Source organism: uncultured Ruthenibacterium sp., assembly GCF_963558415.1.
Classification (GTDB): Bacteria; Bacillota; Clostridia; order Oscillospirales; family Ruminococcaceae; genus Ruthenibacterium.
Genome location: NZ_CAUWGY010000013.1, coordinates 19,470 through 43,466 on the forward strand (window position 1 = coordinate 19,470; position 23,997 = coordinate 43,466).

Below are 23,997 nucleotides of genomic sequence, written 5' to 3' on the forward strand. Positions count from 1 at the left end.
CGCCCCGCGCAGGCAGACAGGAAAATGTAAATGAATATTTTCGGTTTTCTCGCACCCATTTTAGGTTGGGTCATGGAGTGGATCTATCGGTTCATTCCCAACTACGGCTGGACCATGATTCTCTTCACATTGCTGACACGTCTTTTGATGTTCCCGTTGAGCGTGAAGCAGCAAAAGAGCACGGCGCGCATGTCTGCGTTCCAGCCCATGATGCAGGAGATTCAGAAAAAATACGCCAATGACAAGCAGCGTCAGAACGAAGAGATGATGAAGCTGCAGCAGGATGCAGGCTTTTCCATGACTGCCGGATGCTTGCCCATGGCGCTGAACATGTTCGTCATCTTCGGTGTTATTGAAGTAGTGTATCGTCCGCTTCAGTATGTACTTTTGGTCTCTAAGGATGTAATCAACGAGATGGTTACACTGGCCAATGAGACGCTGGGAACTTCTCTGGATGCGGCGCATTACACTGTGCAGAATACGCTGATCAACCTGGTCAAACAGAATCCCGATACATTCAGCGATTTGCTGGGTGATAAGCTGGAATCTGTTGTCAACTTCAACTTTACGTTCTTCGGCATTGATTTGTCTCAGGTTCCCAGCGAAGTGGGCTTTTTCAGCATGGCCATCATCATTCCGGTTCTCTCTGTTTTGTCCATGATTCTGGTCAATGTGATCACCATGAGCATGAGTGGCCAGCAGATGAACGGAACAATGAAAATCTTGCCCTGGGCCATGAGCATTATGTTCGGTTTCATTACCTTTACCGTTCCCGTTGGTTTCTCTCTGTACTATACTGCGTCCAACCTGTTTGCGCTGGTGCAGTCCATCATTTTAAAGAAAATGTACAACCCTGAAGAGATCAAAAAGCAGATTCAGGAAGAGATCGAGGCAAAACGTGCGGAACGTAAAAAGAAAAAACAGGTAAAAGTTGTAGCTGCAGACGGTGCGGAAGTGGTCAAGGATGTGTCGCAGGCGGAACTGGACCGAATCCGTTTGGAGCGTGCCCGACAGATGGAAGACGAACGTTACAAAGATGAATAAGCGCACTGGGAGGGATCAGAGATGCGTGAAGTAATCATGACCGGAAAAACCGTGGAAGAAGCCACTGAACTGGCTTTGAGCGAATTGGGTGTGTCCGCTGAGGACGCCAGCGTAGAAGTGCTGGAACTGCCTCATCGCCGTTTTTTCAAAAACATTCCCGCAAAGGTTCGTGTGAGTGTGGACGAGCCTGAGGAGAAAAAAATCGAATTTGAAAAACCTGTGGAAAAAGTACAGGAGCCTGTACACAAGAAGGAAACCCCTCAACCGCAGCCGAAACCTGAGAAAAAACAGGAACCAAAAGCTGTTGAACCCGAAAAGAAACCTGAGGAGCAGCCAAAAGAGGAAACAGTCTCTGAACAACCTGTGGACCCCGAAGAGTTCCCCAAGGTTCGAACGGCGGTAGAGTATTTGAAAGAGATCAGCGTGGCAATGGGCGCTGAAAAAATCACCATCGAGCCGGTTCGCCGCGGTGAGGCCATCATTCTGAAAGTGGAAGGCGAAGACAGTGGCATTTTGATTGGTCACCGGGGCGAGGTCATGGAAGCACTGAGCTATCTGTGCAGCTTGGCCGCAAATCGTTTGGATGGAGATTATACCAAGATCGGACTGGATGTAAATCATTATCGTGCCAAGAGAGAAGCCAATCTGGAAGCTTTGGCAAAGCGCATTGCCGGAAAAGTGGTGCGCACAGGCCGCAGTCATACACTGGAGCCCATGAATCCTTATGAGCGCCGCATCATTCACTCGGCGGTCAGCCAGGTGGAGGGAGCTAAGAGCGAGTCCACAGGAGAGGGTGCAAACCGGCGTGTGGTCATCATGTGTGCAGATCCCGCTGCCCGTAAGGACGGCAGAGACCGCCGGGAAAAACGCGGTGGAAGAGGCGGTCGCGGCGGCCGTGGCCGTGGCGGAAAAGGTTCTCGTGACGCTCGTTCTTCTACGCCGAGCCGTGAGTTTGCGGATCGTCCCCGTGATCCCTCGGCAGCGCCGGTGGTTCCCACCCGCACCGAGACCATCAACGATGGCGCAGATTTGCCCTTGTTCGGAAAAATCGAGCTGTAAATCAAAAATTCCAAATGGATTCTGATAGTGTTTATAGGTGCATTTTGTGGCCTATCTATTATCAAAGCAGAGGGGTGGACGGCGAAAGCCGCCCGCCCCTCTGCTTTTTGGCTCTTAGACCATCCATTCTATCTGTGCTTTGGGGAGAGTGGTCAGATGCACGGGCCGCTCTCCTTTTTCCATCAGACTGTCCACCATACCGGTATAACGGCAGACGATGTGGATGTCCTGAACAGCGGAGTGGAAACACTTTTGCGCTCTCTCGCCGATTGCAATGCGTTGAATAAACAGGCGGAGAAGTTCATCAATGGTGGTGTACCGTTGCCTTTTCGCTTAGCGTTGAAGTCTGCGGACAACCTGCGGAACCGTTCATTGGTGATTCGGCTCAGAACATTGTCCTCATAAAGACGCTTGAACAAGAAGAAAGCTCATCGCTTCTGTGCTGCATGGCGCCCGCTTTGTTGCAAAACTTTGATCTCCTGCTTCAACTCCGCGCTATTTTTGGTATTGATATATGCCCCGAACTGCCGTTCCTTCATTCTGGCAAAGTGTTTTATCAGATGCGTATCTGTCACCTGAACGAGGCAGCGGGAAAATATCCTTTGGCATCTGCGTTTGCAGTCCGGAGGACTCGTCCTCCCACGTGTTTTTCACGAATATAGAAGTGACGGACAGGTTCCGGCCAATATAAAGATAACAAAAGTGAAGTTCAACAGCAGCGCCTCCAGAGGCAACATCTTATGATGTGCCATCTGGAGGCGCTGTTTATTTCTCCAAAGATACAGGCGTACTTCCATTTTCATCACTCAACAGTCCGCGGAATTCCTCAATCATGGACTCCAGCGTTGTCTGTTCCATCGCTTCCTTGGCGGCATCCTCAATCTTGTGGTATGGGGTTTCCAGCACTTTGCGGATATTCTGTGCCACCGGGCAGGAACGACCCTCGCAGGGATGAATCCCAATCAGGGATGTAACTCCTTGGGGCTCCAGTGCAGTATATATCTGATACAGCGTGATTTGGGATGGATCGATGCGCAACTCCGCGCCGCCGGTCCCTCTGGGAACCGTAATGATGCCCGCTTTTTTCAACGCACTGAGAATGTTGCGAATCACAACAGGGTTGCTCCCAGTACTTTCCGCCAGAAGATTGCTGGTCACCTTGACAATCCCCTTGGCTTCGTGAATAAATATCAGACAATGAACCGCAATGGAGCATTTCATACTGATTTGCATACTACTCTTTTGCATCCTTTCAAACCGGATTGATATTGATTTGCATTGTTGTAACTATTGACTTTACATCATGCGAGTGGTACACTGTCATGGATGTAACATCATTTGTTACATTTCTTATATTAGCGGTTCTTTCGGTAAAAAGCAAGAGAGATTCCCTAATACAAATCCACCAGAGAGAGGTCTTATATGAAAGCAATTCAAATCAACGAATATTCGAAACAAATCAATACAGTTCTGCGTGATATTCCATTACCCAAAATTTCCGATTCCGAGGTGCTGATTCGGGTAAAAGCAGCAGCGGTCAATCCTCTGGAGATGCTGATTCTGACAGGAAGCGTAAAATTGATTCAGGATTACCCCATGCCCCTGACATTGGGAAATGAGTGTTCCGGCATTGTAGAAGAGGTAGGCAGCAAAGTCACAGACTTTCAGAAAGGGGATAGAGTTTATACTCGGCTTCCTTTGAATAAAATCGGCGCCTTCGCGGAATGTGTGGCGGTGGATCAGAATGCGATTGCCAAAATGCCGGAGGGTTATGATTTCAATACTGCCGCTGCAATTCCACTGACCGGCCTGACGGCCTATCAGGCCATCGTAGAGGAATTGGAGGCAAAGCCGGGAGAAACGCTGCTGATTCCCGGTGGCTCGGGCAGCTTTGGCCAGATGGCAGTCCCCATCGCAAAGACGCTGGGCCTGCGGGTGATCGTGACAGGTAACGCACGGGCAAAGGAACAGTTCCTTTCCATGGGAGTGGATCGGTACATGGATTATAAACAGGAAAATTATTGGGAGCAGTTATCTGACATTGACCATGTCATTGACACCTTGGGAGCTTCCGAATTTGAACATGAATTGGCGGTTCTGAAACAGGGCGGGCGGCTGGTGAGTCTACGAACCGGACCCAACAAAGCTTTTGCTATGAAACATCATGTTTCCGGTCTGAAAAAGCTGTTGTTTACTCTGGCCGGTAGCAAATATGACAAGGCCGCCGGAAAACAGGGAAAAGAATACCGGTTTCTGTTTGTCCGCTCCAATGGGGCGCAGTTGCAAAAGATTACAGAGATCGTGGAGCAGCAACAGATAAGGCCAGCCATTGATTCCCGTATTTTTTCGCTCTCAGAGGCCAACCAGGCACTCCAGCTTGTGTCCAAAGGGCCGATCAATGGGAAAGTGATCATTCAACTATGAGGGAAAATCAAACAAATAAGTTATCAGGTTCCAAAAACTCCGTACATCATTTCCTATATGCAGATGAAACAAACGAATGAAGGAGGATTTTTTATGAAACTCTATACCATTGTGTTCAGTCCTACTGGCGGCACTCAAAAGGTAGCCACATCTTTAACAGACACGCTGGAAGGTGAAGCAATCAAAGTAGATCTTACCGACAGCAAACAGAATTTTCGCGCAGTACAACTGACACAGGAGGATGTAGCGGTCATTTCTGTTCCGTCCTACGGCGGCCGTGTTCCCGCTGTGGCTGTGGAACGGCTGACTATGTTGAGCGGCCAAGGTGCTCGTGCTGTCTTGGTCTGTGTCTACGGGAACCGGGACTACGAAGATACACTGGTGGAGCTGGAGGATGCTGCAAAACAGGCTGGTTTCCGAGTCATCGCTGCCGTGGCTGCCATAGCGGAACACTCGATTGCCCGGCAGTTTGCCGCCGGCAGACCCGATGCACAGGATGAGAAGCAACTTTCTGCTTTTGCCCGGCAGATTCAAGCAAAGCTCTCTGCCGGAGACTCCACGGAGCCTTCCATTCCCGGCAACCGTCCTTATAAAAAGGTCACAGGCACCAGTATGGTTCCAAAGCCCACGAAGGAATGTACCAACTGCGGCCTATGCGCGGCGAAATGTCCAGTGCAGGCCATTGACAAGGAATACCCGAAAAAAGTGGATGAGGAGACGTGCATCTCCTGTATGCGCTGTATCTCGGTCTGCCCCCACTCTGCCCGGAAAGTCAATCCCGTCATGCTCGCTGCTGCCAGTCTGATGCTGAAGAAAGTATGCTCTGAGAGGAAAGATTGCGAACTGTTTCTTTGACTGCGGGCAGCCCACCTTAACACTGCCAATCAGCTTCTTATTGGGATACTAGAGGCGATGTTTTTTATAGCCCTTCGTTCATCATTTTTATCAAACCGTAAACCGCAGTCCCTAGGCAGAAAACTTACCATTTTGCGAGAGTAAAGAGCTTCCCTGCTCAACAAAAAATTAGGGCCTGTGGCGCTCTACAAGCCCCAATTCCTTCCATACACGGCGTTAATTCCTATAGGGTTCACATTGTGTACCTATGGGAATTTTTTTATCACTTATTCGGCTGTTGAAGAAAATCAAATGTCCGCACTGCCTTCCATTTGTTTGCCGGAGTTTGTACAAACTCTTATAAACAATTTGTTTGCATATACGCAGACGCTGTAATTTTAGATTGAATTTTTGTCGGTTTACCGCTATGATGAGAAAGAGAACCAAGCGAGGTGTTTTCTTTGGAGATAAAAGAGTTTTTTCCCTTTTGGAAGACTTTAACCGCAGATCAACAAGCTCGCCTGACCGAGTCGGCCCGTCCTTATACCGCGAAAAAAGGCGAAGTGCTGCATCGGGGACAGGCAGATTGTCTGGGCCTTGTCTGCGTGTGCAGCGGCGTTTTGCGGGCATATACGTTGTCCGGTGAGGGCAGAGAGATCACGCTTTACCGCCTTTACGAGCGGGATGTGTGCCTGTTCAGCGCGTCCTGCGCTATGCGTGCGGTGGATTTTGATATCATCATTGAGGCGGATCAGGAATCTCAACTTTTGGTGATTCCGCCTGATGTGTATCGCCGTTTGATGGAGCAGAGCGCGCCGGCCTCAAACTTTACAAACGAGTTGATGGCCGGTCACTTTTCCGATGTGATGTGGCTGCTGGATCAGGTGCTCAATAAAAAATTGGACGCTCGTCTTGCCGCGTTTTTGTTGGAGGCAGCCGATCGTGAAAACAGTGATACTCTGACATTGACCCACGAAACCATCGCCGGTGAATTGGGCAGCGCCCGGGAAGTGATTTCCCGCATGATGAAATATCTGCAAAGTGAGGGATTGGTGGCCGTCAGCCGGGGCAGCGTGCGCCTTGTGGACCGGCCCGGTCTTGCAAATCTGGCCGGTGACAGCCTTCGGTGATTTGGTCACATACAAACGCCCTTTTTCGGTGTATTCTTAACTCACAAACAAAAGATATACCTTGAGAGGAGCGTTTAAAATGGCAGTGGAGCATGTTGGAAAACAAAATTTTGAGGAGAAGGTCCTGCGGCAGACACAGCCGGTCCTAGTGGATTTTTGGGCACCCTGGTGCATGCCCTGCCGTATGTTCGGTCCGGTGCTGGATAAAGTTGCCAAGGATACGCAGGACACGGCCAGTGTGGTAAAAATCAACATCGATGAGGAGCCGGAACTGGCATCTCAGTATGGTGTCATGAGCATCCCCACAGTGATGGTGTTCAAAAACGGGCAGGTTGTCAGCCGCAGCGTAGGAATGCAGACCCCCGGCGCGGTAAAAGCCATGCTGAACGTTTGATAAAAAATGCAAAGCGGAGGCGTTAGCCTCCGCTTTTTTTATTGTGCTTCAAAATATTTTTATTGTTTTTCGATAAAAAATACTTGAAAAACGAAAAAATGTGTGCTATGATGGGGCCAACAAAGGGGGAATCCGGTATGAAGTGGAATAATGACCGAAGTCTTTTGCTCAGCCGTGTGTGCGTATGGGGGTTTACCGTGGCGCTTGCGGCACTGTTTTTAACTGCGCCCTGGTTTTGGAATTGGGTGCTTTGGCGGGCAAATGTTCGAATCGTGTACATCGCGGTCACTTATGCCTCCGGCATTCCTGCTGCGGTGGTGTTGTGGTGCCTGCACCAGTTGCTGCGCAACATCAGCGAGGAAGAAGTATTCATCCAGGAAAATGTGCGCAGCCTGCGCATTATGTCCTGGTGTTTGATTGCGGCGGCATTGGTGTATCTAGTGGGCAGTGCTTTTGACTGGTACCTGATTGTGTTTGCTGTGGCGGCCGCCTTTGTGGGTTTGATCCTGCGTGTGGTGAAAAATGTGTTTGCCCAGGCGGTAGAACTGAAAAATGAGAACGACTTTACCATTTAGGAGGTGCGCGCAATGCCGATTATTGTAAACATCGACGTGATGATGGCGCGCCGGAAAATCAGTGCCGGAGAGCTGGCCGAAAAAGTGGGCATCACGCCGGCAAATCTGTCTATTTTGAAAAACAACAAAGCGAAGGCCATTCGCTTTTCCACACTGGAAGCGCTGTGCAAAGCGCTGGATTGCAAACCCGCAGACATTTTGGATTACGTAGAAGAGGAGTAAGACAATGGAAGAGAAAACCTTGCCGGTGGGCGCGGGCAGCCCGCCTTATTCCCGTGCGCCCATTTTTCAGAAAAAAGATGTTTGGTTTGCCTTGGGATTTCTTTTATTGGGGTGGATGTATCTGGAACTTACTTTGTTCCGGGAGGTGACCGCCTGGCTGCCAACAAACTCCACTTATTTGGTGTTTGGAACACTGTACGCAGCAGTGGTGCTGGGATACGTGTATGTTGCAGGAATCCGGCCGCCCCGGGAGAGTTGGTTCTGGCTGGCGCTGTTGGCGGTTCAGTGTCTGGCACTTATCACCGGCGGTCCTTATTATTCGGGCGAAGTCCGGTTTCTCATGGGCCTTGCCCAGTGGTTCATGCTGCATTTTACTGCTTCCTATTGGGCACTGAGCGCCTGCGGCCGGCTCTTGAAAGACAAGCGTACTTCCAACTGGCTGATGTTTGATGCACTGAACGCTGCCTTTGTGCTGCCATGGGGCAACTTTCTTCGCCTTCCGGCCGCCCTTTGGTGGGGCGTGCGGCAGGCAATATCCCGCCGGAAGATGCAGCGCATTTCCACCGCTCAACGGCTCCGGATCCTGTCGGTGATGGGTGGGGTGCTTCTGGCACTTGTTTGTCTGTGTTTTGTGCTGCCCCTTTTGATACAGGCGGATGCGGGCTTCGCGGCACTGGCAGGCAATTTGGGCGAATGGATGACATCCTGGAGCAGGCGTTTATCTGACTGGCTTTTTAGCGGAATTGGTTTTGTCCATGTGGTGTTGTCGGTGCCGGTGGCATTTTATTTGTACGGCCTTGTGTACGGCAGCGTACGAGGCCGCCGAAACTGTGTGCATGACAAGCGGGTCGTGTGCGAGACACAGCAGAGTGTCCGTTTGTTGCCCCGTGCCACCTTGGGTACGGCGCTGGGCATTTTGGGACTGGTGTATGTGCTGTTTATCGCGCTGCAGACAAACTATTTGTTCGGCGCCTTTTTCGGTCGTCTGGCCGAGGGCTTTTCCTATGCGGAATATGCCCGCCGCGGCTTTTTTGAACTTTGTCAGGTAGCCGCCATCAACATCGGGATTCTATTGGCAGCCAATTTGACCAGCCGGATACCTATGGAACAGAATCGAATGCTGCGGATCTGCAATGGAGCTCTGTCGGTTCTGACGCTGTTTTTGATTGCGACGGCAGCCAGCAAAATGGGCCTTTACATCCGGGTCTACGGGTTGACGGCCAAGCGGGTGCTGGTCAGTGTGTTTTTGCTTTGGATGGCCATTTCTTTTGTGTTGATTGTTGTGCGTCAGTTTCGGCCGTTCCGTCTGGTTCCCTGGATGGTGTATACGGGAGCAGTGCTGTTCTGTGCGCTGTGCGTGTTTCCGGTGGACAAAGGCATCGATGCTTACAATCAGGCACGGGTGGAAGCGGGAACGCTTCCGATGTATACGCAGCAGGAGCAGACGCTTTTGGAATTGCCAGAAAACTGGGAGGTAAATGAACTGACCGTTTGCAGCACTGCACAGGCCGTTGCCATGGGCGATGAGCAGGACATCAGCGCCGTGCTGGACCTTTTGCGGCAAAATGGATACGGTGCCGTGGCGGAAAGCATCGGTGACCAGCCCTCGGGAGCCGAGGATGTGCTTTGGGTGGATGTGCAGTGCGGGCAAGACACCTTCCGGGTGTACGCTTACCGCAGGCAGGGAGCTTGCTGGCTGGAGCAGCCCTACAACGGAATTTATCCTCTGGCACAAGAAGATTTTGAATGGCTTTGGTCTTTGGTGGAAAACGAGGGAAGGATGGACAAATAATGGGAAAAGCGTGGATGAATTTGGCAAGTCTTGGCCTGGGCCTTGCAGCCTGGCTGCTTCCGCTGGTGGCCGTAGCACTTTTCAAAAAGGCGCGGGGCCGTTTGAGTTCGGTGCTCACAACCGTCAGTGCTCTGTGCTGCGCCCTTTCTTTGTATTTGCAAATTTGTTATCAAAATCATCTGGTTGAAATTGAGGACATCAGCGCTGTTTTGGATACTTCTGAGCCGCTGGTGTTTGTGGCGGGAATTCTCGTGGGTGTGACGGCTTTTTTAAATGGATTCAGTCTGGTGGTGTTGTGTGCAGGGGCAAAAGATACTTGACGCAGATGAGGTTTGCTTGTACAATTTCCTTTGAGATAAACACAAAGGAGAAGAAGTTATGAAAGCACGCATTCCCAAACACCGCGAATTTATCATCCGTTTTGAAGAAAATTACGATAAGGCCGACGAGTGCTGGGCCAAGTTGCAGGAAATTATGGATGCTTATAAAAAAGAGGGAAAAAGCGTTTATACTCCCAGCTTCATTGAGGACAATGAGGACAAAGTGAAGGCGCTGCAGGAGAATTACGAGTTCACTTACACCATCGAAGAGCGCTGATTGAAATCGAATACAAAAAGGGCGGCATCTTTTGATGCCGCCCTTTTGTTTTCCGAAAAAGCGAACGATTGGGTTTGTTACTCTTCTATGGACAGACCGTTTTCATCTTTCAGACCGCAGATTGCAACCACACCATTGTTCTTGTAATTTACCACAAGAGTGACATCGCCTGTTTTCCAACGGTCCTCACCCTCTTTGCTTTCATCCGGTTCGCCCCAGACTTCTCTCAACTGATTGATTTGATATCCGGGCAGAATATTGTTGACTTCTGCTTCGCTCATCTCAGCGATCGCTGTTAAAGCCGGAAGGTTATCGTTGCTTTTTCTCACGGAATAGCCAATGCGCCATGCAGCGAAGATTCCTGCGATCACAACAATCACGATCCATACCATCATCCGATTTCTTTTCGTAGAGACGACCCCCTTTGTTAAAAAGGTTTGAAAGCAACACTGCCTGTTAATATTGCATTTATTATATTCTGAAAATGCGGTGAGAACAAGATGACAAAAAACACATTCTCTGTGGAAAAATGCCCTTTGCTACCTCTGGTTGCACAAAAGAAAAGAAGGTTTGGTAGCAGAAAAAAGCACTTTTTGGTACAATGAAAGCACGAAAGGGGGCGGTGAGATGGATTTTGGACCGAGGATCGCCGCGCTGCGCCGACAGGCGGGACTCTCGCAAGAGGCCCTGGCCGAGAAAGTAGGCGTCAGCCGACAGGCCATTGGAAAATGGGAGTCCGGTACCAGTTTACCGGGTGTGGAAAATTTGCAGGAGCTGGCAAAGGCGTTGAACGTCAGTTGCGATGAATTGATTACCGGTCAAAGTCCGCAGCCCTCCCAGCCCGACGGTCTGGCCGCCGTACAGGAGCTTCTGGCGGAAAAACAGCGCCGGGATAGACGGCGTGGATTTTGGCGAATCGCCACAACTTGTATGCTGGCAGTGTGTCTTGTGTGCGTGGTGGCGTACGGAGCCGGCCGCATCTCGGATCTCCGCAGCCAGGTGAATGGATTGTCCAATCAAATTGCTCAGATTCAAGGAGATATGAACGCTTCCATCGGGAACATCCGCAATGAAATTCAGGAAAGTCTGGAACAGCAGACCAGTCTTGTGGCCAACTGGGATTTTTCCTATGGAGCGTACGATCCCGCCACCAAAACAGTGGAAGTAACCGTTTGCGCCACACCCAAGACCTGGACGGAAGGACAGACGGCCCAATTTTTGTTTTTGTTGGATGACCAGCCTCTGATGGTGGATGGTGAATGGAAAGACGGAATGTTTTTCGCAAAGACGGTACTGCCCATGGCCGATGTGGTCAGCATGAGCGTGCGTTTTTCCTCGGATGAGGTGACTCAGACCCAGCAGCTTTTGGAATCTTCCCCCTTGCGGGAAAACTTTACGTTGCAGATGGAGTTGTATACCACGGGAATGGGGGCGTCTTGGACCACCGGCCAGAAAACCGTCACTTACCGGCAGCAGAAGGATACCATGGAAGTGTGGGCAATGCTTCCTATGCAGGACGGAAAACCGCTGAACTGGCCGGTAGAGGGAGTTTTGCACATAGTGCTTGTGGCCGAGGATGGGCAGCAGTTGGAACTGGACCGACAGGACGTGACTTTGTGTGGAAAAAATGGCCCGGATACTGAGTTTTATGGGCCGGAATACAGTTTTTCAATTGATCTTGAGGAAAAGAACTATTCGGTGGATTTGGAAAAAGAATTTGGAATTTCTCCCAGTTCCTCCGATTTGTGGCCTGAGGCAGTGTATAAACTGGAATATACTGACGCTTGGGGCGAGCAGCATACCGTGGAATCTGCCTACTGAAAAGAAAAAGGCGCGGGACCCGCAGGTCCCGCGCCTTTTTTGTTTTAACAAGATTCGTCATCCGTATTGCGCTGTTTGTCTTTCAGCAAAAGACCGCCCAATGCCGCAATGGCGGTGACGGTACCCGCATCCGGCCAATTCAGCGCTTGTCCCAAAATCAGCGAACCTACAAAGCCGGCTACAAATACGATGAAAAATGCTTCCAGATTCATCGCACGGCTCCTTTCTTATTCGCCGATGCCTTCAAACACAAAGCGGAAGGTCTGTCCCGGCGTCAGACGGCATAAATGTTCAGGATGAGGTTTGGCACCCCAGCTATTGTCTCCGCCCACGCCCATCTGACCAAGAGAGCACCGAACCACCGTTTTGGTCACCGGAGGAAGCTCATAAGCATGTTGAGCATTTTCCACTTCGTCCGGTGTGTAGGGAAGAACACTCACATCCATGCCTTCCTCACTGGAGAAACGCATGCCCAAACCGGTCTCGTCCGTCACCTCTGCCCAGCGCACACCGGTGCGGTTGCCGCATTCCTGCGGCACAGCGTAAGGCGTCATATTCTCCTGCGCAGTGGTCTGGTAGATTCCCAGCAGAGCACCGCTGTTGCGATCGCAGTAATTCTCCGCAGGACCCATACCATAAAAACGTACGGCAGAGAATCGGGCGGGCAGAATGAACTCCATGCCGAATTCGGGAACGCACACTTCTTCTTTGCCATTCCAGGTCATGGTCACTTCCACGCGTCCGTCGCCAGTGATGTTGTAAAGAACCGATACGGCTGTCCGCTCCTGGGTGGCAAGAGTATAGATGGCCGCGATGCGTGCAGTCAATGCATCGGAGTACATGCCACACTGGGCCATGCGGGCATAAGCGCCTGCCATTTTCCACTTGGCATAATCCGCGGGCATGTTGCAGCCCAAATCATTGGCTGTGGGCGCACGCCAAAAGCTGAGTTTTGGCTGTGTCAAGAAAAGTTCCGCTCCGCAACGGCGGTAGGATACAAGTCCACCGGGTTTGCGATTGAACAGAAGATCAAAATGCTCGCCAAACACGCCCATATTGTAGTCGCTGTCTACGGCACGCACAGGCAACAGGCAACTGGACACAGGTGCCTCGTTGCGGGTCACAAATTGACCCTGAGCCACTACGTGATCGGCCTGCGCCCAAGGGGTATCCTGTGCAAGGATGACACTGGCAGTCACTGTGTACTCGCCCGGATCAGAGGGAACCACAAAAGGCAAAGGCATAGCGGCAAAACCGCCAGGCTGCGCCTCAGCATGCAGTTCCCGGCTTTCTTTGAGTACACCGTCCGCGCAAAGGTCGATGCGCACGTTGTAATTTGACAGGTCTGTAAACAGAGAATAGTTTCGAATTGTCACATCGTACTTGGAAACCAGTACTTCAAAATCTGCGTAGCAGGCCTTGACTTCCTGCAGTTTGGGGGAAGGGGTGCGGTCGGCAAACAAAAGACCGTCGCAGCAGAAAGCATAGTCCGAGGGGCGGTCACTAAAATCTCCGCCGTAGGCCATGTAAGATGTGCCGTCAGGTGCCAGTGCCAACAGGCCTTGGTCAATAAAATCCCAGATAAAGCCGCCTTGGTAATTGCGCTCATGGCGGGCAAGTTCGGTGTAATCGCGCAGTCCTCCACAGGAGTTTCCCATAGCGTGGGAGTATTCGCAACTGATCAGGGGATGACCGGGATTGCCTGCCAGGAAATCTTTCAGCTCTTCCACCGTGGTGTACATCTGACTTTCGATGTCGCTGGTGGAATTGTAGCGGCGGTTGTTGAACACGCCTTCGTAATGCACAAGACGGGATGGATCTTTTTCCCGGAAATAATTGCTCACATCGTATAAGATGGATCCACCGCCGGACTCGTTTCCACAGCTCCAAAGCAAAATGGAAGGATGGTTTTTATCCCGTTCCAGCATGGACTGTGCACGGTCCATAACGGCAGGTTTCCACTCCTGCCGCTCGCCAGGCAGTGTGTTTTCATCAAAGTGAATGCCGTCAGGTTTGTTCCAAGTGCCATGCGTCTCAAGATTCATTTCGTCAATCACGTACAAGCCGTACAAATCGCACAAATCGTACCATTCTGTACGATTGGGATAGTGGCTGGTGCGCACGGCATTGATGTTGTTCTGCTTCATCATGATGATGTCAGCTTCCATCTCTTCCAGCGTCAGCGTACGCCCGGCGCCGCAGTCCCATTCATGGCGGTTTACGCCTTTGAACACAATGCGCTTTCCGTTGAGGAGCATAATGCCGTCCCGCAATTCGAACCGGCGGAATCCGGCGTTCATGGGAATCTGTTCTACAAGCCGGCCGGCTGCATCGTATACGCGCAGAGTGTACGGGTACAGATAGGGGTCCTCAGCGCTCCACAGATGTGGCTCGGCAATGGAGACGTTGATTTCCACCTCGTGATTCTCGATGGGAGCTTCTTCCACAAGACCGCAGAAATCCAGCTCAATGCGTCCGCCCAGATTTCCCTCCAGTTTCATGGCCACGCGCAGCGTACCCACGGAGAAATCATCGCTCACATAGGGCGTGGCGAACACGTCGTCCACGTGCACATGGGGCACGGAATACAAAGTTACGCTGCGGAACAGGCCCGGCATCCGCCAGAAATCCTGATCCTCCAGCCAGGAGCCGGAACAATACCGGAATACCTGTACGCCCAGACGGTTGGTTCCATCCGGATCTACAAAATTGGTCAAATCAAAGCACGCGGGCGTAAAGCTGTCCTCGCTGTAGCCCACAAATTTTCCGTTGCACCACACGGCCAATGCGCTGTCCGCTCCATCGAAACGCACCCGCACGGAGTTGGTCCAGGTATCCGGAATGGTAAACTCCCGTACGTAGGTTCCCGTGGGATTGGAGAGCGTGGGAATCTGGCCGGGCACGATTTTTTCTGTGCCGTCCCAGGGATACATGATGTTGGTATATTGCGGGGTGCCCCAGCGGCCTCCACCCTGCAGGGGGATGGCTCCTGGAACTTCAATATCGTCCCATTTTTCCACATTGTAATTCAAAGCGGAAAAACCTCGGGGTGCGTCCTCAGGTCTGGGCGACCAGACAAATTTCCATGATCCGTCCAGACTGACCTCAAAGGGCTGGCCCTGCACGTCCACAAAAGGATGGGACGAGTGAGCCGCAAGACGGTTCACCTGGAACACGGCAGGATCTGCCAGCCATTTCAGTTCAAATTCCATACAAAGAAACGCTCCTTCTTCGTTTGATTGATCGATTACAGCGAGCCGCCCGCACGGTTTTCCCGCGGGCGGCTCTTCTCGTTTTTATGATTAATTTTATTAAACCATAGATGGGCTTTTGTTGCAAGGAGGTAAGGAAAAAAAGAGCGGAAAATGATGGTATGCGTCTTAAAGAGGAAGATCTCGCTTGGAGAAAGCAAAAGCGCCCAAAAAGTACATGGACGCACCCCATCCATACAGTACGCAGAACCGCCCGATGGCCCCTGCATCTCCGGCCAGAAGTCCATCGGTATCAAACAGAGTCAAAGGTGTCACAAAGCGAAGCCAATCCAAAGTGTCGCCCACCTGACTGAGCATCTGGATCAGCACAAACAAAACGCATAGTCCCGCCGAGACCCCTGCGGCGATTCTTGTTTCATTGAACACACAGGAGCACAGAAATGCCAGGCCGCCGAAAAAAACATGCAGCCCCAAAAGTCCTGTGTTCAACAGTGCAAAACGTTCGAGATCCAGTTGTCCTGGAAACAATCCTTCGCTGACAACGGTGCACAGACCAAAAGCCCAGATGCAAAACGCCAACGTAAAAACCAGCAGAACGCAAGCCTGGGTGTAAGCAATGCCGATCCGGGTGTGCGGCGAAGCCAGCAAATACGCCATGGACCCTTTGTCCACCCGACCGGCCACCAATCCGACTGCCAAAATCAAAAGGGCCACCATGGGCAGCACCACAAACAGAAAACCGTACAGGTAGTTGGAAAGAAACTCCACAAGGTTGGTGCCGGGATCGGTCATATTAAAGGCGGCAAAGATCTGCGGCATGCTCTCGGCCATGGCAGCCAAGCTCTCGCCCAGCTTAGGGTCAAACATGCTCACAATCATACCGCCGTACAGGGCCATCACTCCGGCGAAGATCAGCCAGAGCAGACCGTGGGCACGTAATTCCTGCCGAAACAGTGTCAAACTCATTGTCCGTCACCTCCGTAATAATGCAGAAACCGTTCTTCCAATGTCTGGCTGCGAGCTTGCAGATCCGCCACAGGATAGCAAGCAGCACGCTTTAGGAAGGAATCTACACTGCCTTGTACACAGGCGGTCACCACACAACCTTCGCGTGAAGCTCCCGAAAGACCATCTGAGAACAGAAGTGCGGCCTTTTCTGTTTCAAAGCGCAGGGTGAACAATCTGCTTTGAGTGCTTCGCAATGCTTGCAGCGGCTCAATGGCCGCAATGCGTCCGGCCCGCAGCACAGCCGTTCGGTCACATACCCGCTCGATTTCTTCAAACAAATGGCTGGATAAAAGAATGGTCTTGCCCCGCTTTTTTTCCTCTTCCAGAAGCTCCAAAAACCGACTTTGCATCAGAGGGTCCAATCCGCTGGTGGGTTCGTCCAGCAAATAGACATCCGGGTCTGCCAGAAAAGCGCACACAAGCCCAATCTTTTGCTTTTGCCCTTTGCTCATTTTTCGAATGCGGTTTTTGCCGTCCACTTCAAACCGGTCGCACAGTTCCTTTTTCCTGCCGTCCCGCACGTGTTTCATATTGGCCACAAAGCGCAGAAAACCCTCGCCGGTCATATTTTCAGCCAGAGATAACTCTCCCGGCAGATAACCCACTTTCTTTTGCACAAGTTGGGCCTTGTCAAAGCAATCCAGCCCTGCAATGCGAACAGAGCCTTTGTCCGGACGCACAAAACCCATCAGGTGACGTATGGTGGTGGTTTTGCCTGCACCGTTGGGCCCCAAAAAACCAAAAACTTCGCCGGGTGCAACTTGAAAGTTCACATCGAACACGCCACGGCCGCGGCCGTAGTCTTTGGTGAGATGTTCCACCTGAATCATGCCGTCCATACAAACCCCTCTTTGCATTGGATTGAAAATCATTTCTCCCTTATTATAAACCATAGAACGTTCGGAACAAGTCTTGCGAAAAGTTTTTTTGCGCAGTTGACGACCGAATATGAAACGGACTATCATAAAGAAGAAAAACGATGGCAGGAGGTCGATTGAGTGGAAACTTTGGAAGCGATCCGCACGCGCCGCAGTGTGCGTCAGTTCACCGGAGAACCTCTCTCCGAGCAGCAGATGGAAACTCTTTTGCAGGCAGGTATGTATGCACCCAGCGCCCATGACAGACGGCCTTGGGTCTTTGTCACGTCCACCCGTGCCGAGGTGCTGGAACAGCTTGCCGCACAGGCACGCTGGTGGAAAATGTTGCCACAGGCAGGGACTGCAATTTTGGTGTGTGCCGATATGACAAAAGGCGAGAAAGTAAAGGATGAAATGCATCTCAGCGGCTGCAATGCGGCTATCCAGAATATTTTGCTGGCCGCCCATGACATGGGGCTGGGCGCGGTTTGGCTGGGTGTGTGCGAAGGCAGCGACATGGAACCGCCGGTTCGGCAAATTTTCCATCTGCCAGATCACATCCGTGTGGTAGGCATGGTGGCGGTGGGCCATCCGGCTTGTGCGCCACAGCAGCCCGCGGAGCGGGTGGATTTTTCCCTTTGGCACAAAGAGCAGTGGTAAATAAAAAGAGGCAGGTTCAAAACCTGCCTCTTTTTTGATTCAACGAGGAGAAAAAGTGTTCTGTCCCGCCAGATAAGCAGCACAGACCCGGTCGCACCAGTCGTCAAACGCAGGGTCCGGCGTCTGGCATTCGGGGTGAGAGCACATGTATTCCACAGCGTTCCGGATCCCTTCCTCCATGGATACGGTACACACAAAATCCGGAACCAAACGTTTGATCTTTGTGTTGTCGAACAAAACATTGGCACATTTGTCACCGTGAAGCTGCCCTTCCAAATCGTAATGTTCCTGACAGGCCACCAGAAAGTCCGTAGCGATGTGCATGCCATTCAGCTCTACACCCAGCGCCCGGGCAATCAGACCATAGATTTGATTCCAGGTCAGTGTCTCGTCGCTGGTGATGTGAACCGCATGGCCCAGTGCCCGGGGATTTCCCATCAGCCCCACAAACCCTTTGGCAAAGTCTGTGGAATGCGTGACCGTCCACAGTGCTGTTCCATCTCCAGGAATGATGGTGGGTTTACCCGCCTTCATCCGGGAAAGAATTTGCCAGTTTCCATTGTCTCCGTGGAGTGCAAGCGGAACCTTGCGCTCGCAGTAGGTGTGGCTGGGCCGCACAATGGTCACAGGAAATCCGCTTTTACGCATCTGGGCGTTCAGCACGTCTTCACAGGCGATTTTGTCCTGCGAATATTTCCAATAGGGATTGTAAAGAGGCGTGGATTCTGTGATGGGAAGTGCGGTGATAGGTTTTTGATAAGCCGAAGCACTGCTGATGAACAGATACTGTCCGGTGCGTCCCTCAAACAGCTCGATGTCCCGCTGCACGTCGGCTGGTGTGAAAGCAATGAAATCCGCTACCACATCAAAACTGCGTTTTGCCAAAACTTTTGCCAGAGCATCTTTGTCCCGTACATCCGCGCACAAAAGTTCAGCTCCTTGAGGTGCCCGGTCCGCACTGCGTCCCCGATTTACCAGTGTCAGTTCCCATCCTCTCTGGGCAGCCAGTGCACACACGGCTTCGCTGATGGTGCCGGTACCGCCTAAAAACAATGCTCGTTTCATCCAAAAACCTCCTTTTATCAAAAAAACAGGCCCGTTTTTGGGCCTGTTTTGCATTTTTACTCAGCCCTGGTAAGTGTGCTCGCAGTACAGACAGCGATAAGTACCTTTTTCCGGGTCGGCCAGGGTGAACACTTGTGCCAGACCCTGTTCTGTGGTGGTGATGCAGTGGGGGTTCTGGCAGCAAACATCGTTCACAATGCGGTTTGGCAGTTCTTGGCCAGCCGGAGCCGCGCCTTTCAAAACTTCCAAAACGCGTGCCGGAACGCCTGTTTTTTCCCGAGTACAAATTTGTGCCGCACAGGGTTTTTCAAAGCCGGTAGCCTGTTCCAAAAGCGTCAAAATCAATGCCATGCGAATGTATTTGCCGCACAGAGCCTGTTCAAAATACAGTGCTCTGGGGTCGTCGTCCACTTCCGGAGCAATCTCATTCACACGGGGCAAGGGATGCAGCACAATCATCTCCGAAGGAGCCAGCTTCATCTTTTCGGCATCCAGAATGTAGCTGTCCCGCAGCCGCAGGTAATCCTCCCGGTTGGCAAAACGCTCCTGCTGCACTCTTGTCATGTATAAAACGTCTGCCTGTGCCAATCCTTTTTCCAGGCTGTCGGTCTCCTCATATGCAAAACCGCCCGCATCCAGCTCGTCCAGAATGTAAGTAGGCATACGCAGTTCCTCTGGACTTACCAGAATGAACCGCACGTCTTTGTAGCGCATCATGGCGCGCACAAGACTGTGTACTGTGCGTCCAAATTTCAAGTCGCCGCATAAACACAAGGTCAAACCGTTCAGCCGGCCTTTGTGCCGGTGAATGGTCAAAAGATCCGTCAGCGTCTGAGTGGGATGCTGATGTCCGCCGTCTCCCGCATTGATGATGGGGCATTTGGCAAACATAGCCGCCACGCCTGCAGCCCCTTCTTTGGGATGGCGCATGGCAATCACGTCGGCATAGTTGCCAACGATGCGCACAGTGTCCGCCACAGACTCTCCTTTGGTGGCAGAGGAGGAACTGGCGGAAGAAAAGCCCAGTACGCTCCCACCAAGTTCCAGCATGGCAGCTTCAAAACTCAATCGGGTGCGTGTACTGGGCTCAAAAAATAAAGTGGCCAATTTCTTTCCCGCGCATTTGTGGGCGTAGCTCTCGGGATGTTCGATGATGTCATCTGCCAATGCCAGCAGACGGTCGATTTCCTCCACGGTCAAATCCAACGGGCTGATCACATGTTTCATGTTTCGATCCTCCTAAATTGATCTTACTTTTCCCGTTCAATACTATAACAGGTTCTGTCGGTCCGCGCAAGGTTCCCATAAACAAAAAGTGAAAAAGCCCAAAAGCTTTTCCAGTTGACAAACCAGAGCAGATTTTTTATAATCTCTATAAATAATACTAATTTAGTATAATTAATTTCTGCAAAAGGGAGGATGAAAAAATGTCCCGTCTTTATACAAGCAGAGCCCAGTTGGTGGGCGGCACTCCCATTCTGGAGATGCAGCGTCTTGCAAACCATCAAAATCTGAACGCCCGCATCGCGGGAAAACTGGAAATGTTCAATCCAGGCGGCTCTGTAAAGGATCGAATCGCTCAGGCCATGTTGGACGACGCCGAGAAAAGAGGCCTTCTGCATCGCGATTCCGTCATTATCGAGCCAACTTCAGGCAATACAGGCATTGGACTTGCCGCCGCAGGCGCGGCGCGGGGGTTGCGGGTGATTCTGGTCATGCCGGAAACCATGTCTTTGGAGCGACGCCGTTTGATGCAGGCTTACGGAGCGGAATTGGAACTGACAGAGGGTGCAAAAGGCATGAAAGGCGCGATCGCCCGTGCCAAAGAGCTGGCGCGGCAGATTCCGGGAAGTTTTCTGCCTGGGCAGTTTGAAAACAGTGCAAATCCGCAGATTCATTGGAGTACCACCGGTCCGGAGATCTGGCAGGATACCGACGGTCAAGTGGACATTTTCGTGGCAGGCGTTGGCACAGGTGGTACCATCACCGGCGCGGGCGGTTATCTGAAACAGCAAAACCCCGCTGTGCAAGTGGTGGCGGTAGAACCCGCCGAATCGCCGGTGCTCAGCGGAAAAGCACCCGGCCCGCATCGGATTCAGGGCATCGGGGCAGGGTTCGTGCCCGGAGTGTTGGATACAAAAGTCTACGATGAGGTCATCGCCGTAAAAAGTGCCGATGCTTTTTCAACCAGCCGCCTGATCGGCAAAACCGAGGGAATCCTGGTGGGAATTTCTTCCGGAGCGGCCATGTGGGCGGCCATGGAACTGGCCCGCCGGCCCGAGAATGCGGGAAAGCTGATCGTGGCGCTTTTGCCGGATACCGGCGAGCGGTATTTGTCCACAGGGTTGTTCGATTGTGAAAACTGAAAAAAGCCGACCGTAACAGGTCGGCTTTTTTTGCAAAACATTTTATAAAAAACAGAACAGAAACGTTGCGCTCACTGGAAAGGAATGGCAACACATCGGCCGGGATGAAAAGAGAAACTTTTTCAAGAATTGTTTGGACACGATGTTTTGGACTCTTTTGGAAGGAATTTCCCGCGCATGTAGTAGACCACAAAACACAGGCTGGTGAGAGTCCAACTGATGGGATAACTGGCCGCTACAGTGAGAATGTCCCGATGCAGCGGGACAACGGCAAAAATCCAAATAATGCGCATCAGACATATGCCGCAGCCGGTCATGATCATGGGAATCAGCGACTGACCACAACCGCAAATGGCACCGGACAAAATTTCAATACACACATACGTTATATAAAATGGCATCATATGGTAAATGAGTTGCGTGCCGATGGCCAGTACATCTGCGTCCTGGGTAAACATACGCAGGAAAACACCTGCACAGGAAACCATCAGCACACTCATGCATATCGCAGTTACCGAAAACATGCCAAGACACACTCGTACACTTTTGCGGATGCGGTCGTATCGGCCCGCACCGAAATTTTGTCCTGCAAAAGTAGTGATGGAAATACCATACGCGCTGCTGATCATCCAGAAAAAGCCGTCCACCTTCGCAAAAGACGTCCATGCAGCCATGGTGTCTGTGCCAAAGGAGTTGATGCAGCTCTGAACGATTACGTTGGACATTGCGAACATGTTGGATTGCAGTGCTACGGGAATGCCGATTTTCAGCACGGCCTTTAGTGCATCGGAAGAAAAACGAATCATGGATGGTTCCATGTGATAAATGCGCGTAGTGTGTGTCAGAACGATAAAAATCAGCACAGCACTCACCCATTGGCTGACCACTGTTGCCAAAGCGGCTCCGAATACGCCCATTTTTAGAAACGCCACCAGAACGACGTCCAGTACAATGTTGGTCACGCAGGCAACCATCAAAAAGTATAACGGACGTTTTGTGTCGCCAACGGCCCGGAGAATTCCCGCACCAACATTATAGAAAAAAGAGGGGATGGCGCCGAAGAAATACACCGTTAGATAGGTCACCGCAAAGTCTATTACGTCGTCCGGTGTACCCATAGCGGCCAGTGCCGGGCGTGCGATCAGTGCTCCAAAAACGGTGAACGCCAGACCGCCGCATAACGACAGAGCCACAGCGGTGTGAACGGTTTTGCGAACCTTGTCCACTTCTGAAGCGCCCACGCTCTGCGCAATGATCACGGTGGCACCAGAAGCAATTCCCACAAACAGGTTTACAACGATGTTCACCAGGTTGCCCGTTGCGCCGCCCACCGCAGCCAACGCGGCCGTTCCCACAAATTGCCCTACGATCACGGCATCAAAGGTGTTGTAGAGCTGTTGAAAAAACGTCCCCAAGAGAATGGGGAAAAAGAAAATCAAGATCTGCTTCCAGATCACTCCGCTTATAATGCGATTTTCAGTAGCAACGACCATAAAAACGCCTCCTTTGATAAAAGAGAACGAAGGGGATGCGCCACTCAGTATAACACAGCGGCGCGCAAAGTCAATTGCCTATAATAGATGTGCTAAATAAACAGCATGTTTCAGCAGGGCTTCCCGTTCATTGGGAAGTTCGTCGTCCATGACGCCGTCCAAAAGGGCGTTCAAAATTCGGCCCACGTCCGGACCAGGACGAACACCGGCAGCGAGAATGTCTCTGCCGTTAACGGCCAATTTATCCAGTTGATAGCACGCACATGTCCGTTGTTGTTCCAGGGCCGTTCGTGCAAATCGGTCCAGTTGTGCCATGCGTTCCTCTACCCAAGCGGTGCGGGCATGAGCAGCCAAATCCGCTCGCCGCAGTGCCACAAGCTGTGCCAAGCCGCCCTCACCCATACGGCGCAGCCAGCGCCTTACCCCCGGTACCGTATCGGGCAAAGGCGCGTCGTGCATACGCACCAGTTGCGTCACACGGGCCACTCTGTTTTTGGGCGCACGAAGCCGGGTCAAAATGTTGCAGACCAGTTGAGAGCCTCGCTCATTGTGGCCGTAAAAATGGCCTGCACCGTCCTCATCCAGAGAAAAACAGTCCGGCTTGCCAACGTCGTGAAGAAAAGCCGCCCAGCGTACATCCGGATCCATTGGCGCAGCGTCCACTGCCGCCGCCATATGGCCGTACACGTCCCGGTTATGGTGCACACTGTGCTGATCCAGTCCCATGCAGGGACCCAGTTCCGGAAGAATCGGAAGGAGGATTTCTCCGTACTGGGACAGAACTCGGCCGGCCGCACATCCGCACAAAAGACGTGTCAGTTCGCTGAAAAGCCGTTCAGCCGAGACCTGTTTCATTTGGTCCCGACATTCGGTCATGGCGCAAAGCGTTTTGGCTTCGATGGAAAAATCCAACTGAGAAGCAAAGCGAAGTCCCCGCAAAATGCGCAGAGAATCTTCGCACAGACGAGCGGAGGCATCTCCCACACAGCGGATTTGTTTGGCGTTTAAATCGGCCCTTCCACCAAAGGGGTCCGCCAGCCCCCGCTCAGGGTGGCAGGCCATGGCATTTACAGTAAAGTCCCGGCGCGCCAAATCCTCGTCCAGATGTGTGACAAAACGGACCGTTTCAGGATGGCGGCTGTCGCAGTAAATTCCGTCGGTACGGTAAGTGGTAATCTCATAGATGCCCTTTGGAAGGATCACTCCCACGGTACCATGAACGGCACCTTTCAAAACCAACCGATGACCGGAAAAAATCTGACGAATCTGGTCCGGATGGGCACAGGTGCATAGGTCCCAGTCCGCAGGCGTGCGCCCCAGCAGACTGTCTCGCACACATCCGCCCACGGCCCAGGCTTCATATCCATGGTCCTCCAGGCTTTTTAAAAGCGTCCGTACTTCCTGAGGCCAGTCCATATCCACACCACCTTCCCATAGACAAAAA

Annotated in this window: 25 protein-coding genes and 1 pseudogene; 15 read left to right on the forward strand and 11 right to left on the reverse strand. The window is 51.8% G+C overall.

The genetic code is table 11. The features are described from left to right. The first annotated feature begins 30 nt into the window (after positions 1-30). From AB5H98_RS03810 to AB5H98_RS03820, 3 genes are all read left to right on the forward strand, one after another. Positions 31-1,044 (forward strand): YidC/Oxa1 family membrane protein insertase, encoded by a 1,014-nt coding sequence (locus AB5H98_RS03810; protein WP_367924591.1) that lies wholly within the window; start codon positions 31-33, stop codon positions 1,042-1,044. Positions 1,045-1,065: 21 nt separating this feature from the next. After that, positions 1,066-2,103 carry an RNA-binding cell elongation regulator Jag/EloR gene (jag, locus tag AB5H98_RS03815; RefSeq protein WP_367924592.1) on the forward strand — a complete coding sequence of 346 codons (1,038 nt, stop codon included), beginning with the start codon at positions 1,066-1,068 and terminating at the stop codon, positions 2,101-2,103. Positions 2,104-2,259: 156 nt separating this feature from the next. Then, positions 2,260-2,508, forward strand: coding sequence for a hypothetical protein (locus tag AB5H98_RS03820; RefSeq protein WP_367924593.1), 249 nt, complete (start codon positions 2,260-2,262; stop codon positions 2,506-2,508). A 360-nt stretch (positions 2,509-2,868) separates the two neighbouring features. Here AB5H98_RS03820 and AB5H98_RS03825 read toward each other — a convergent pair whose 3' ends face one another. Further along, positions 2,869-3,336, reverse strand: coding sequence for an Rrf2 family transcriptional regulator (locus tag AB5H98_RS03825; protein WP_367924594.1), 468 nt, complete (start codon positions 3,334-3,336; stop codon positions 2,869-2,871). 189 nt (positions 3,337-3,525) lie between these two features. Here AB5H98_RS03825 and AB5H98_RS03830 point away from each other — a divergent pair, with 189 nt between their 5' ends. The 9 genes from AB5H98_RS03830 (at position 3,526) to AB5H98_RS03870 (ending at position 10,071) form a co-directional block, all read left to right on the forward strand. Beyond that, complete coding sequence (locus AB5H98_RS03830; protein WP_367924595.1) at positions 3,526-4,527, forward strand: NADP-dependent oxidoreductase; 1,002 nt, start codon at positions 3,526-3,528, stop codon at positions 4,525-4,527. Between the two features lie 93 nt (positions 4,528-4,620). Beyond that, positions 4,621-5,382: an EFR1 family ferrodoxin gene (locus tag AB5H98_RS03835; protein ID WP_367924596.1), complete on the forward strand. Its 762-nt coding sequence runs from the start codon at positions 4,621-4,623 to the stop codon at positions 5,380-5,382. 440 nt (positions 5,383-5,822) lie between these two features. Continuing rightward, a complete protein-coding gene (locus tag AB5H98_RS03840) occupies positions 5,823-6,491 on the forward strand; it encodes a Crp/Fnr family transcriptional regulator (RefSeq protein ID WP_367924597.1) in 669 nt (222 codons plus the stop codon). 79 nt (positions 6,492-6,570) lie between these two features. Beyond that, the gene (trxA, locus tag AB5H98_RS03845) at positions 6,571-6,885 is read left to right on the forward strand and encodes a thioredoxin (RefSeq protein ID WP_367924598.1); all 315 of its coding nucleotides are present in this window, start codon (positions 6,571-6,573) and stop codon (positions 6,883-6,885) included. Positions 6,886-7,022: 137 nt separating this feature from the next. Continuing rightward, on the forward strand, positions 7,023-7,460 hold the full coding sequence (locus AB5H98_RS03850; RefSeq protein ID WP_367924599.1) for a DUF2975 domain-containing protein: 438 nt from the start codon (positions 7,023-7,025) through the stop codon (positions 7,458-7,460). Positions 7,461-7,472: 12 nt separating this feature from the next. Beyond that, positions 7,473-7,682: a helix-turn-helix domain-containing protein gene (locus AB5H98_RS03855; protein WP_367924600.1), complete on the forward strand. Its 210-nt coding sequence runs from the start codon at positions 7,473-7,475 to the stop codon at positions 7,680-7,682. Positions 7,683-7,686: 4 nt separating this feature from the next. Next, entirely contained in the window at positions 7,687-9,474 is a 1,788-nt protein-coding gene (locus AB5H98_RS03860; protein ID WP_367924601.1) for a DUF5301 domain-containing protein, read from the forward strand. Next, positions 9,474-9,794, forward strand: coding sequence for a hypothetical protein (locus tag AB5H98_RS03865; RefSeq protein ID WP_367924602.1), 321 nt, complete (start codon positions 9,474-9,476; stop codon positions 9,792-9,794). Before AB5H98_RS03860 ends, AB5H98_RS03865 begins: the two co-directional genes overlap by 1 nt. A gap of 58 nt (positions 9,795-9,852) precedes the next feature. Further along, a complete protein-coding gene (locus AB5H98_RS03870; protein ID WP_367924603.1) occupies positions 9,853-10,071 on the forward strand; it encodes a methylenetetrahydrofolate dehydrogenase in 219 nt (72 codons plus the stop codon). A gap of 77 nt (positions 10,072-10,148) precedes the next feature. On the opposite strand, the gene AB5H98_RS03875 is transcribed toward AB5H98_RS03870, so the two are convergent. After that, a complete protein-coding gene (locus tag AB5H98_RS03875) occupies positions 10,149-10,466 on the reverse strand; it encodes a hypothetical protein (protein WP_367924604.1) in 318 nt (105 codons plus the stop codon). Between the two features lie 232 nt (positions 10,467-10,698). Here AB5H98_RS03875 and AB5H98_RS03880 point away from each other — a divergent pair, with 232 nt between their 5' ends. Continuing rightward, complete coding sequence (locus AB5H98_RS03880) at positions 10,699-11,892, forward strand: helix-turn-helix domain-containing protein (RefSeq protein ID WP_367924605.1); 1,194 nt, start codon at positions 10,699-10,701, stop codon at positions 11,890-11,892. A 44-nt stretch (positions 11,893-11,936) separates the two neighbouring features. Here AB5H98_RS03880 and AB5H98_RS03885 read toward each other — a convergent pair whose 3' ends face one another. The 4 genes from AB5H98_RS03885 to AB5H98_RS03900 all read right to left on the reverse strand — a co-directional run bounded on the left by AB5H98_RS03885 (position 11,937) and on the right by AB5H98_RS03900 (position 16,951). Further along, complete coding sequence (locus tag AB5H98_RS03885; RefSeq protein WP_367924606.1) at positions 11,937-12,104, reverse strand: hypothetical protein; 168 nt, start codon at positions 12,102-12,104, stop codon at positions 11,937-11,939. Between the two features lie 15 nt (positions 12,105-12,119). After that, positions 12,120-15,104, reverse strand: coding sequence for a glycoside hydrolase family 2 TIM barrel-domain containing protein (locus AB5H98_RS03890; protein WP_367924607.1), 2,985 nt, complete (start codon positions 15,102-15,104; stop codon positions 12,120-12,122). Positions 15,105-15,272: 168 nt separating this feature from the next. Further along, positions 15,273-16,070: an ABC transporter permease subunit gene (locus tag AB5H98_RS03895; protein WP_367924608.1), complete on the reverse strand. Its 798-nt coding sequence runs from the start codon at positions 16,068-16,070 to the stop codon at positions 15,273-15,275. Then, positions 16,067-16,951 carry an ABC transporter ATP-binding protein gene (locus tag AB5H98_RS03900; protein ID WP_367924609.1) on the reverse strand — a complete coding sequence of 295 codons (885 nt, stop codon included), beginning with the start codon at positions 16,949-16,951 and terminating at the stop codon, positions 16,067-16,069. Before AB5H98_RS03900 ends, AB5H98_RS03895 begins: the two co-directional genes overlap by 4 nt. A 159-nt stretch (positions 16,952-17,110) precedes the next feature. Here AB5H98_RS03900 and AB5H98_RS03905 point away from each other — a divergent pair, with 159 nt between their 5' ends. Beyond that, complete coding sequence (locus tag AB5H98_RS03905; RefSeq protein WP_367924610.1) at positions 17,111-17,629, forward strand: nitroreductase family protein; 519 nt, start codon at positions 17,111-17,113, stop codon at positions 17,627-17,629. A 39-nt stretch (positions 17,630-17,668) separates the two neighbouring features. Here the strand turns inward: AB5H98_RS03905 and AB5H98_RS03910 are convergent, their stop codons facing one another. The 3 genes and pseudogenes from AB5H98_RS03910 to pyrB form a co-directional block, all read right to left on the reverse strand. Continuing rightward, positions 17,669-18,694 (reverse strand): SDR family oxidoreductase, encoded by a 1,026-nt coding sequence (locus AB5H98_RS03910; protein WP_367924611.1) that lies wholly within the window; start codon positions 18,692-18,694, stop codon positions 17,669-17,671. Between the two features lie 60 nt (positions 18,695-18,754). Next, positions 18,755-19,045: a hypothetical protein gene (locus AB5H98_RS03915; RefSeq protein ID WP_367924621.1), complete on the reverse strand. Its 291-nt coding sequence runs from the start codon at positions 19,043-19,045 to the stop codon at positions 18,755-18,757. Further along, positions 19,019-19,921: pseudogene (gene pyrB, locus AB5H98_RS03920) on the reverse strand (aspartate carbamoyltransferase); the annotation flags it as partial. The gene AB5H98_RS03915 and the pseudogene pyrB, both read right to left, overlap by 27 nt. 200 nt (positions 19,922-20,121) lie before the next feature. On the opposite strand from pyrB, the gene cysK reads away from it, so the two are divergent. After that, complete coding sequence (cysK, locus tag AB5H98_RS03925; RefSeq protein ID WP_367924612.1) at positions 20,122-21,060, forward strand: cysteine synthase A; 939 nt, start codon at positions 20,122-20,124, stop codon at positions 21,058-21,060. A gap of 122 nt (positions 21,061-21,182) precedes the next feature. Here cysK and AB5H98_RS03930 read toward each other — a convergent pair whose 3' ends face one another. After that, a complete protein-coding gene (locus tag AB5H98_RS03930; RefSeq protein ID WP_367924613.1) occupies positions 21,183-22,553 on the reverse strand; it encodes an MATE family efflux transporter in 1,371 nt (456 codons plus the stop codon). A 78-nt stretch (positions 22,554-22,631) separates the two neighbouring features. Continuing rightward, positions 22,632-23,969, reverse strand: coding sequence for a CCA tRNA nucleotidyltransferase (locus tag AB5H98_RS03935; protein ID WP_367924614.1), 1,338 nt, complete (start codon positions 23,967-23,969; stop codon positions 22,632-22,634). Positions 23,970-23,997: the final 28 nt, after the last annotated feature.

What these genes read in the sequence shown, in the direction of transcription:
- AB5H98_RS03830 (WP_367924595.1), top strand. Translation starts at nt 3,526, where the DNA reads ATGAAAGCAATTCAAATCAACGAATATTCGAAACAAATCAATACAGTT.
- AB5H98_RS03835 (WP_367924596.1), top strand. Translation starts at nt 4,621, where the DNA reads ATGAAACTCTATACCATTGTGTTCAGTCCTACTGGCGGCACTCAAAAG.
- AB5H98_RS03855 (WP_367924600.1), top strand. Translation starts at nt 7,473, where the DNA reads ATGCCGATTATTGTAAACATCGACGTGATGATGGCGCGCCGGAAAATC.
- AB5H98_RS03915 (WP_367924621.1), bottom strand. Translation starts at nt 19,045, where the DNA reads ATGGCATTGATTTTGACGCTTTTGGAACAGGCTACCGGCTTTGAAAAA.
- AB5H98_RS03885 (WP_367924606.1), bottom strand. Translation starts at nt 12,104, where the DNA reads ATGAATCTGGAAGCATTTTTCATCGTATTTGTAGCCGGCTTTGTAGGT.
- AB5H98_RS03910 (WP_367924611.1), bottom strand. Translation starts at nt 18,694, where the DNA reads ATGAAACGAGCATTGTTTTTAGGCGGTACCGGCACCATCAGCGAAGCC.
- AB5H98_RS03870 (WP_367924603.1), top strand. Translation starts at nt 9,853, where the DNA reads ATGAAAGCACGCATTCCCAAACACCGCGAATTTATCATCCGTTTTGAA.
- jag (WP_367924592.1), top strand. Translation starts at nt 1,066, where the DNA reads ATGCGTGAAGTAATCATGACCGGAAAAACCGTGGAAGAAGCCACTGAA.
- AB5H98_RS03895 (WP_367924608.1), bottom strand. Translation starts at nt 16,070, where the DNA reads ATGAGTTTGACACTGTTTCGGCAGGAATTACGTGCCCACGGTCTGCTC.
- AB5H98_RS03900 (WP_367924609.1), bottom strand. Translation starts at nt 16,951, where the DNA reads ATGGACGGCATGATTCAGGTGGAACATCTCACCAAAGACTACGGCCGC.
- trxA (WP_367924598.1), top strand. Translation starts at nt 6,571, where the DNA reads ATGGCAGTGGAGCATGTTGGAAAACAAAATTTTGAGGAGAAGGTCCTG.
- AB5H98_RS03810 (WP_367924591.1), top strand. Translation starts at nt 31, where the DNA reads ATGAATATTTTCGGTTTTCTCGCACCCATTTTAGGTTGGGTCATGGAG.
- cysK (WP_367924612.1), top strand. Translation starts at nt 20,122, where the DNA reads ATGTCCCGTCTTTATACAAGCAGAGCCCAGTTGGTGGGCGGCACTCCC.
- AB5H98_RS03930 (WP_367924613.1), bottom strand. Translation starts at nt 22,553, where the DNA reads ATGGTCGTTGCTACTGAAAATCGCATTATAAGCGGAGTGATCTGGAAG.
- AB5H98_RS03825 (WP_367924594.1), bottom strand. Translation starts at nt 3,336, where the DNA reads ATGCAAATCAGTATGAAATGCTCCATTGCGGTTCATTGTCTGATATTT.
- AB5H98_RS03865 (WP_367924602.1), top strand. Translation starts at nt 9,474, where the DNA reads ATGGGAAAAGCGTGGATGAATTTGGCAAGTCTTGGCCTGGGCCTTGCA.
- AB5H98_RS03890 (WP_367924607.1), bottom strand. Translation starts at nt 15,104, where the DNA reads ATGGAATTTGAACTGAAATGGCTGGCAGATCCTGCCGTGTTCCAGGTG.
- AB5H98_RS03820 (WP_367924593.1), top strand. Translation starts at nt 2,260, where the DNA reads ATGCACGGGCCGCTCTCCTTTTTCCATCAGACTGTCCACCATACCGGT.
- AB5H98_RS03875 (WP_367924604.1), bottom strand. Translation starts at nt 10,466, where the DNA reads ATGATGGTATGGATCGTGATTGTTGTGATCGCAGGAATCTTCGCTGCA.
- AB5H98_RS03860 (WP_367924601.1), top strand. Translation starts at nt 7,687, where the DNA reads ATGGAAGAGAAAACCTTGCCGGTGGGCGCGGGCAGCCCGCCTTATTCC.
- AB5H98_RS03935 (WP_367924614.1), bottom strand. Translation starts at nt 23,969, where the DNA reads ATGGACTGGCCTCAGGAAGTACGGACGCTTTTAAAAAGCCTGGAGGAC.
- AB5H98_RS03850 (WP_367924599.1), top strand. Translation starts at nt 7,023, where the DNA reads ATGAAGTGGAATAATGACCGAAGTCTTTTGCTCAGCCGTGTGTGCGTA.
- AB5H98_RS03880 (WP_367924605.1), top strand. Translation starts at nt 10,699, where the DNA reads ATGGATTTTGGACCGAGGATCGCCGCGCTGCGCCGACAGGCGGGACTC.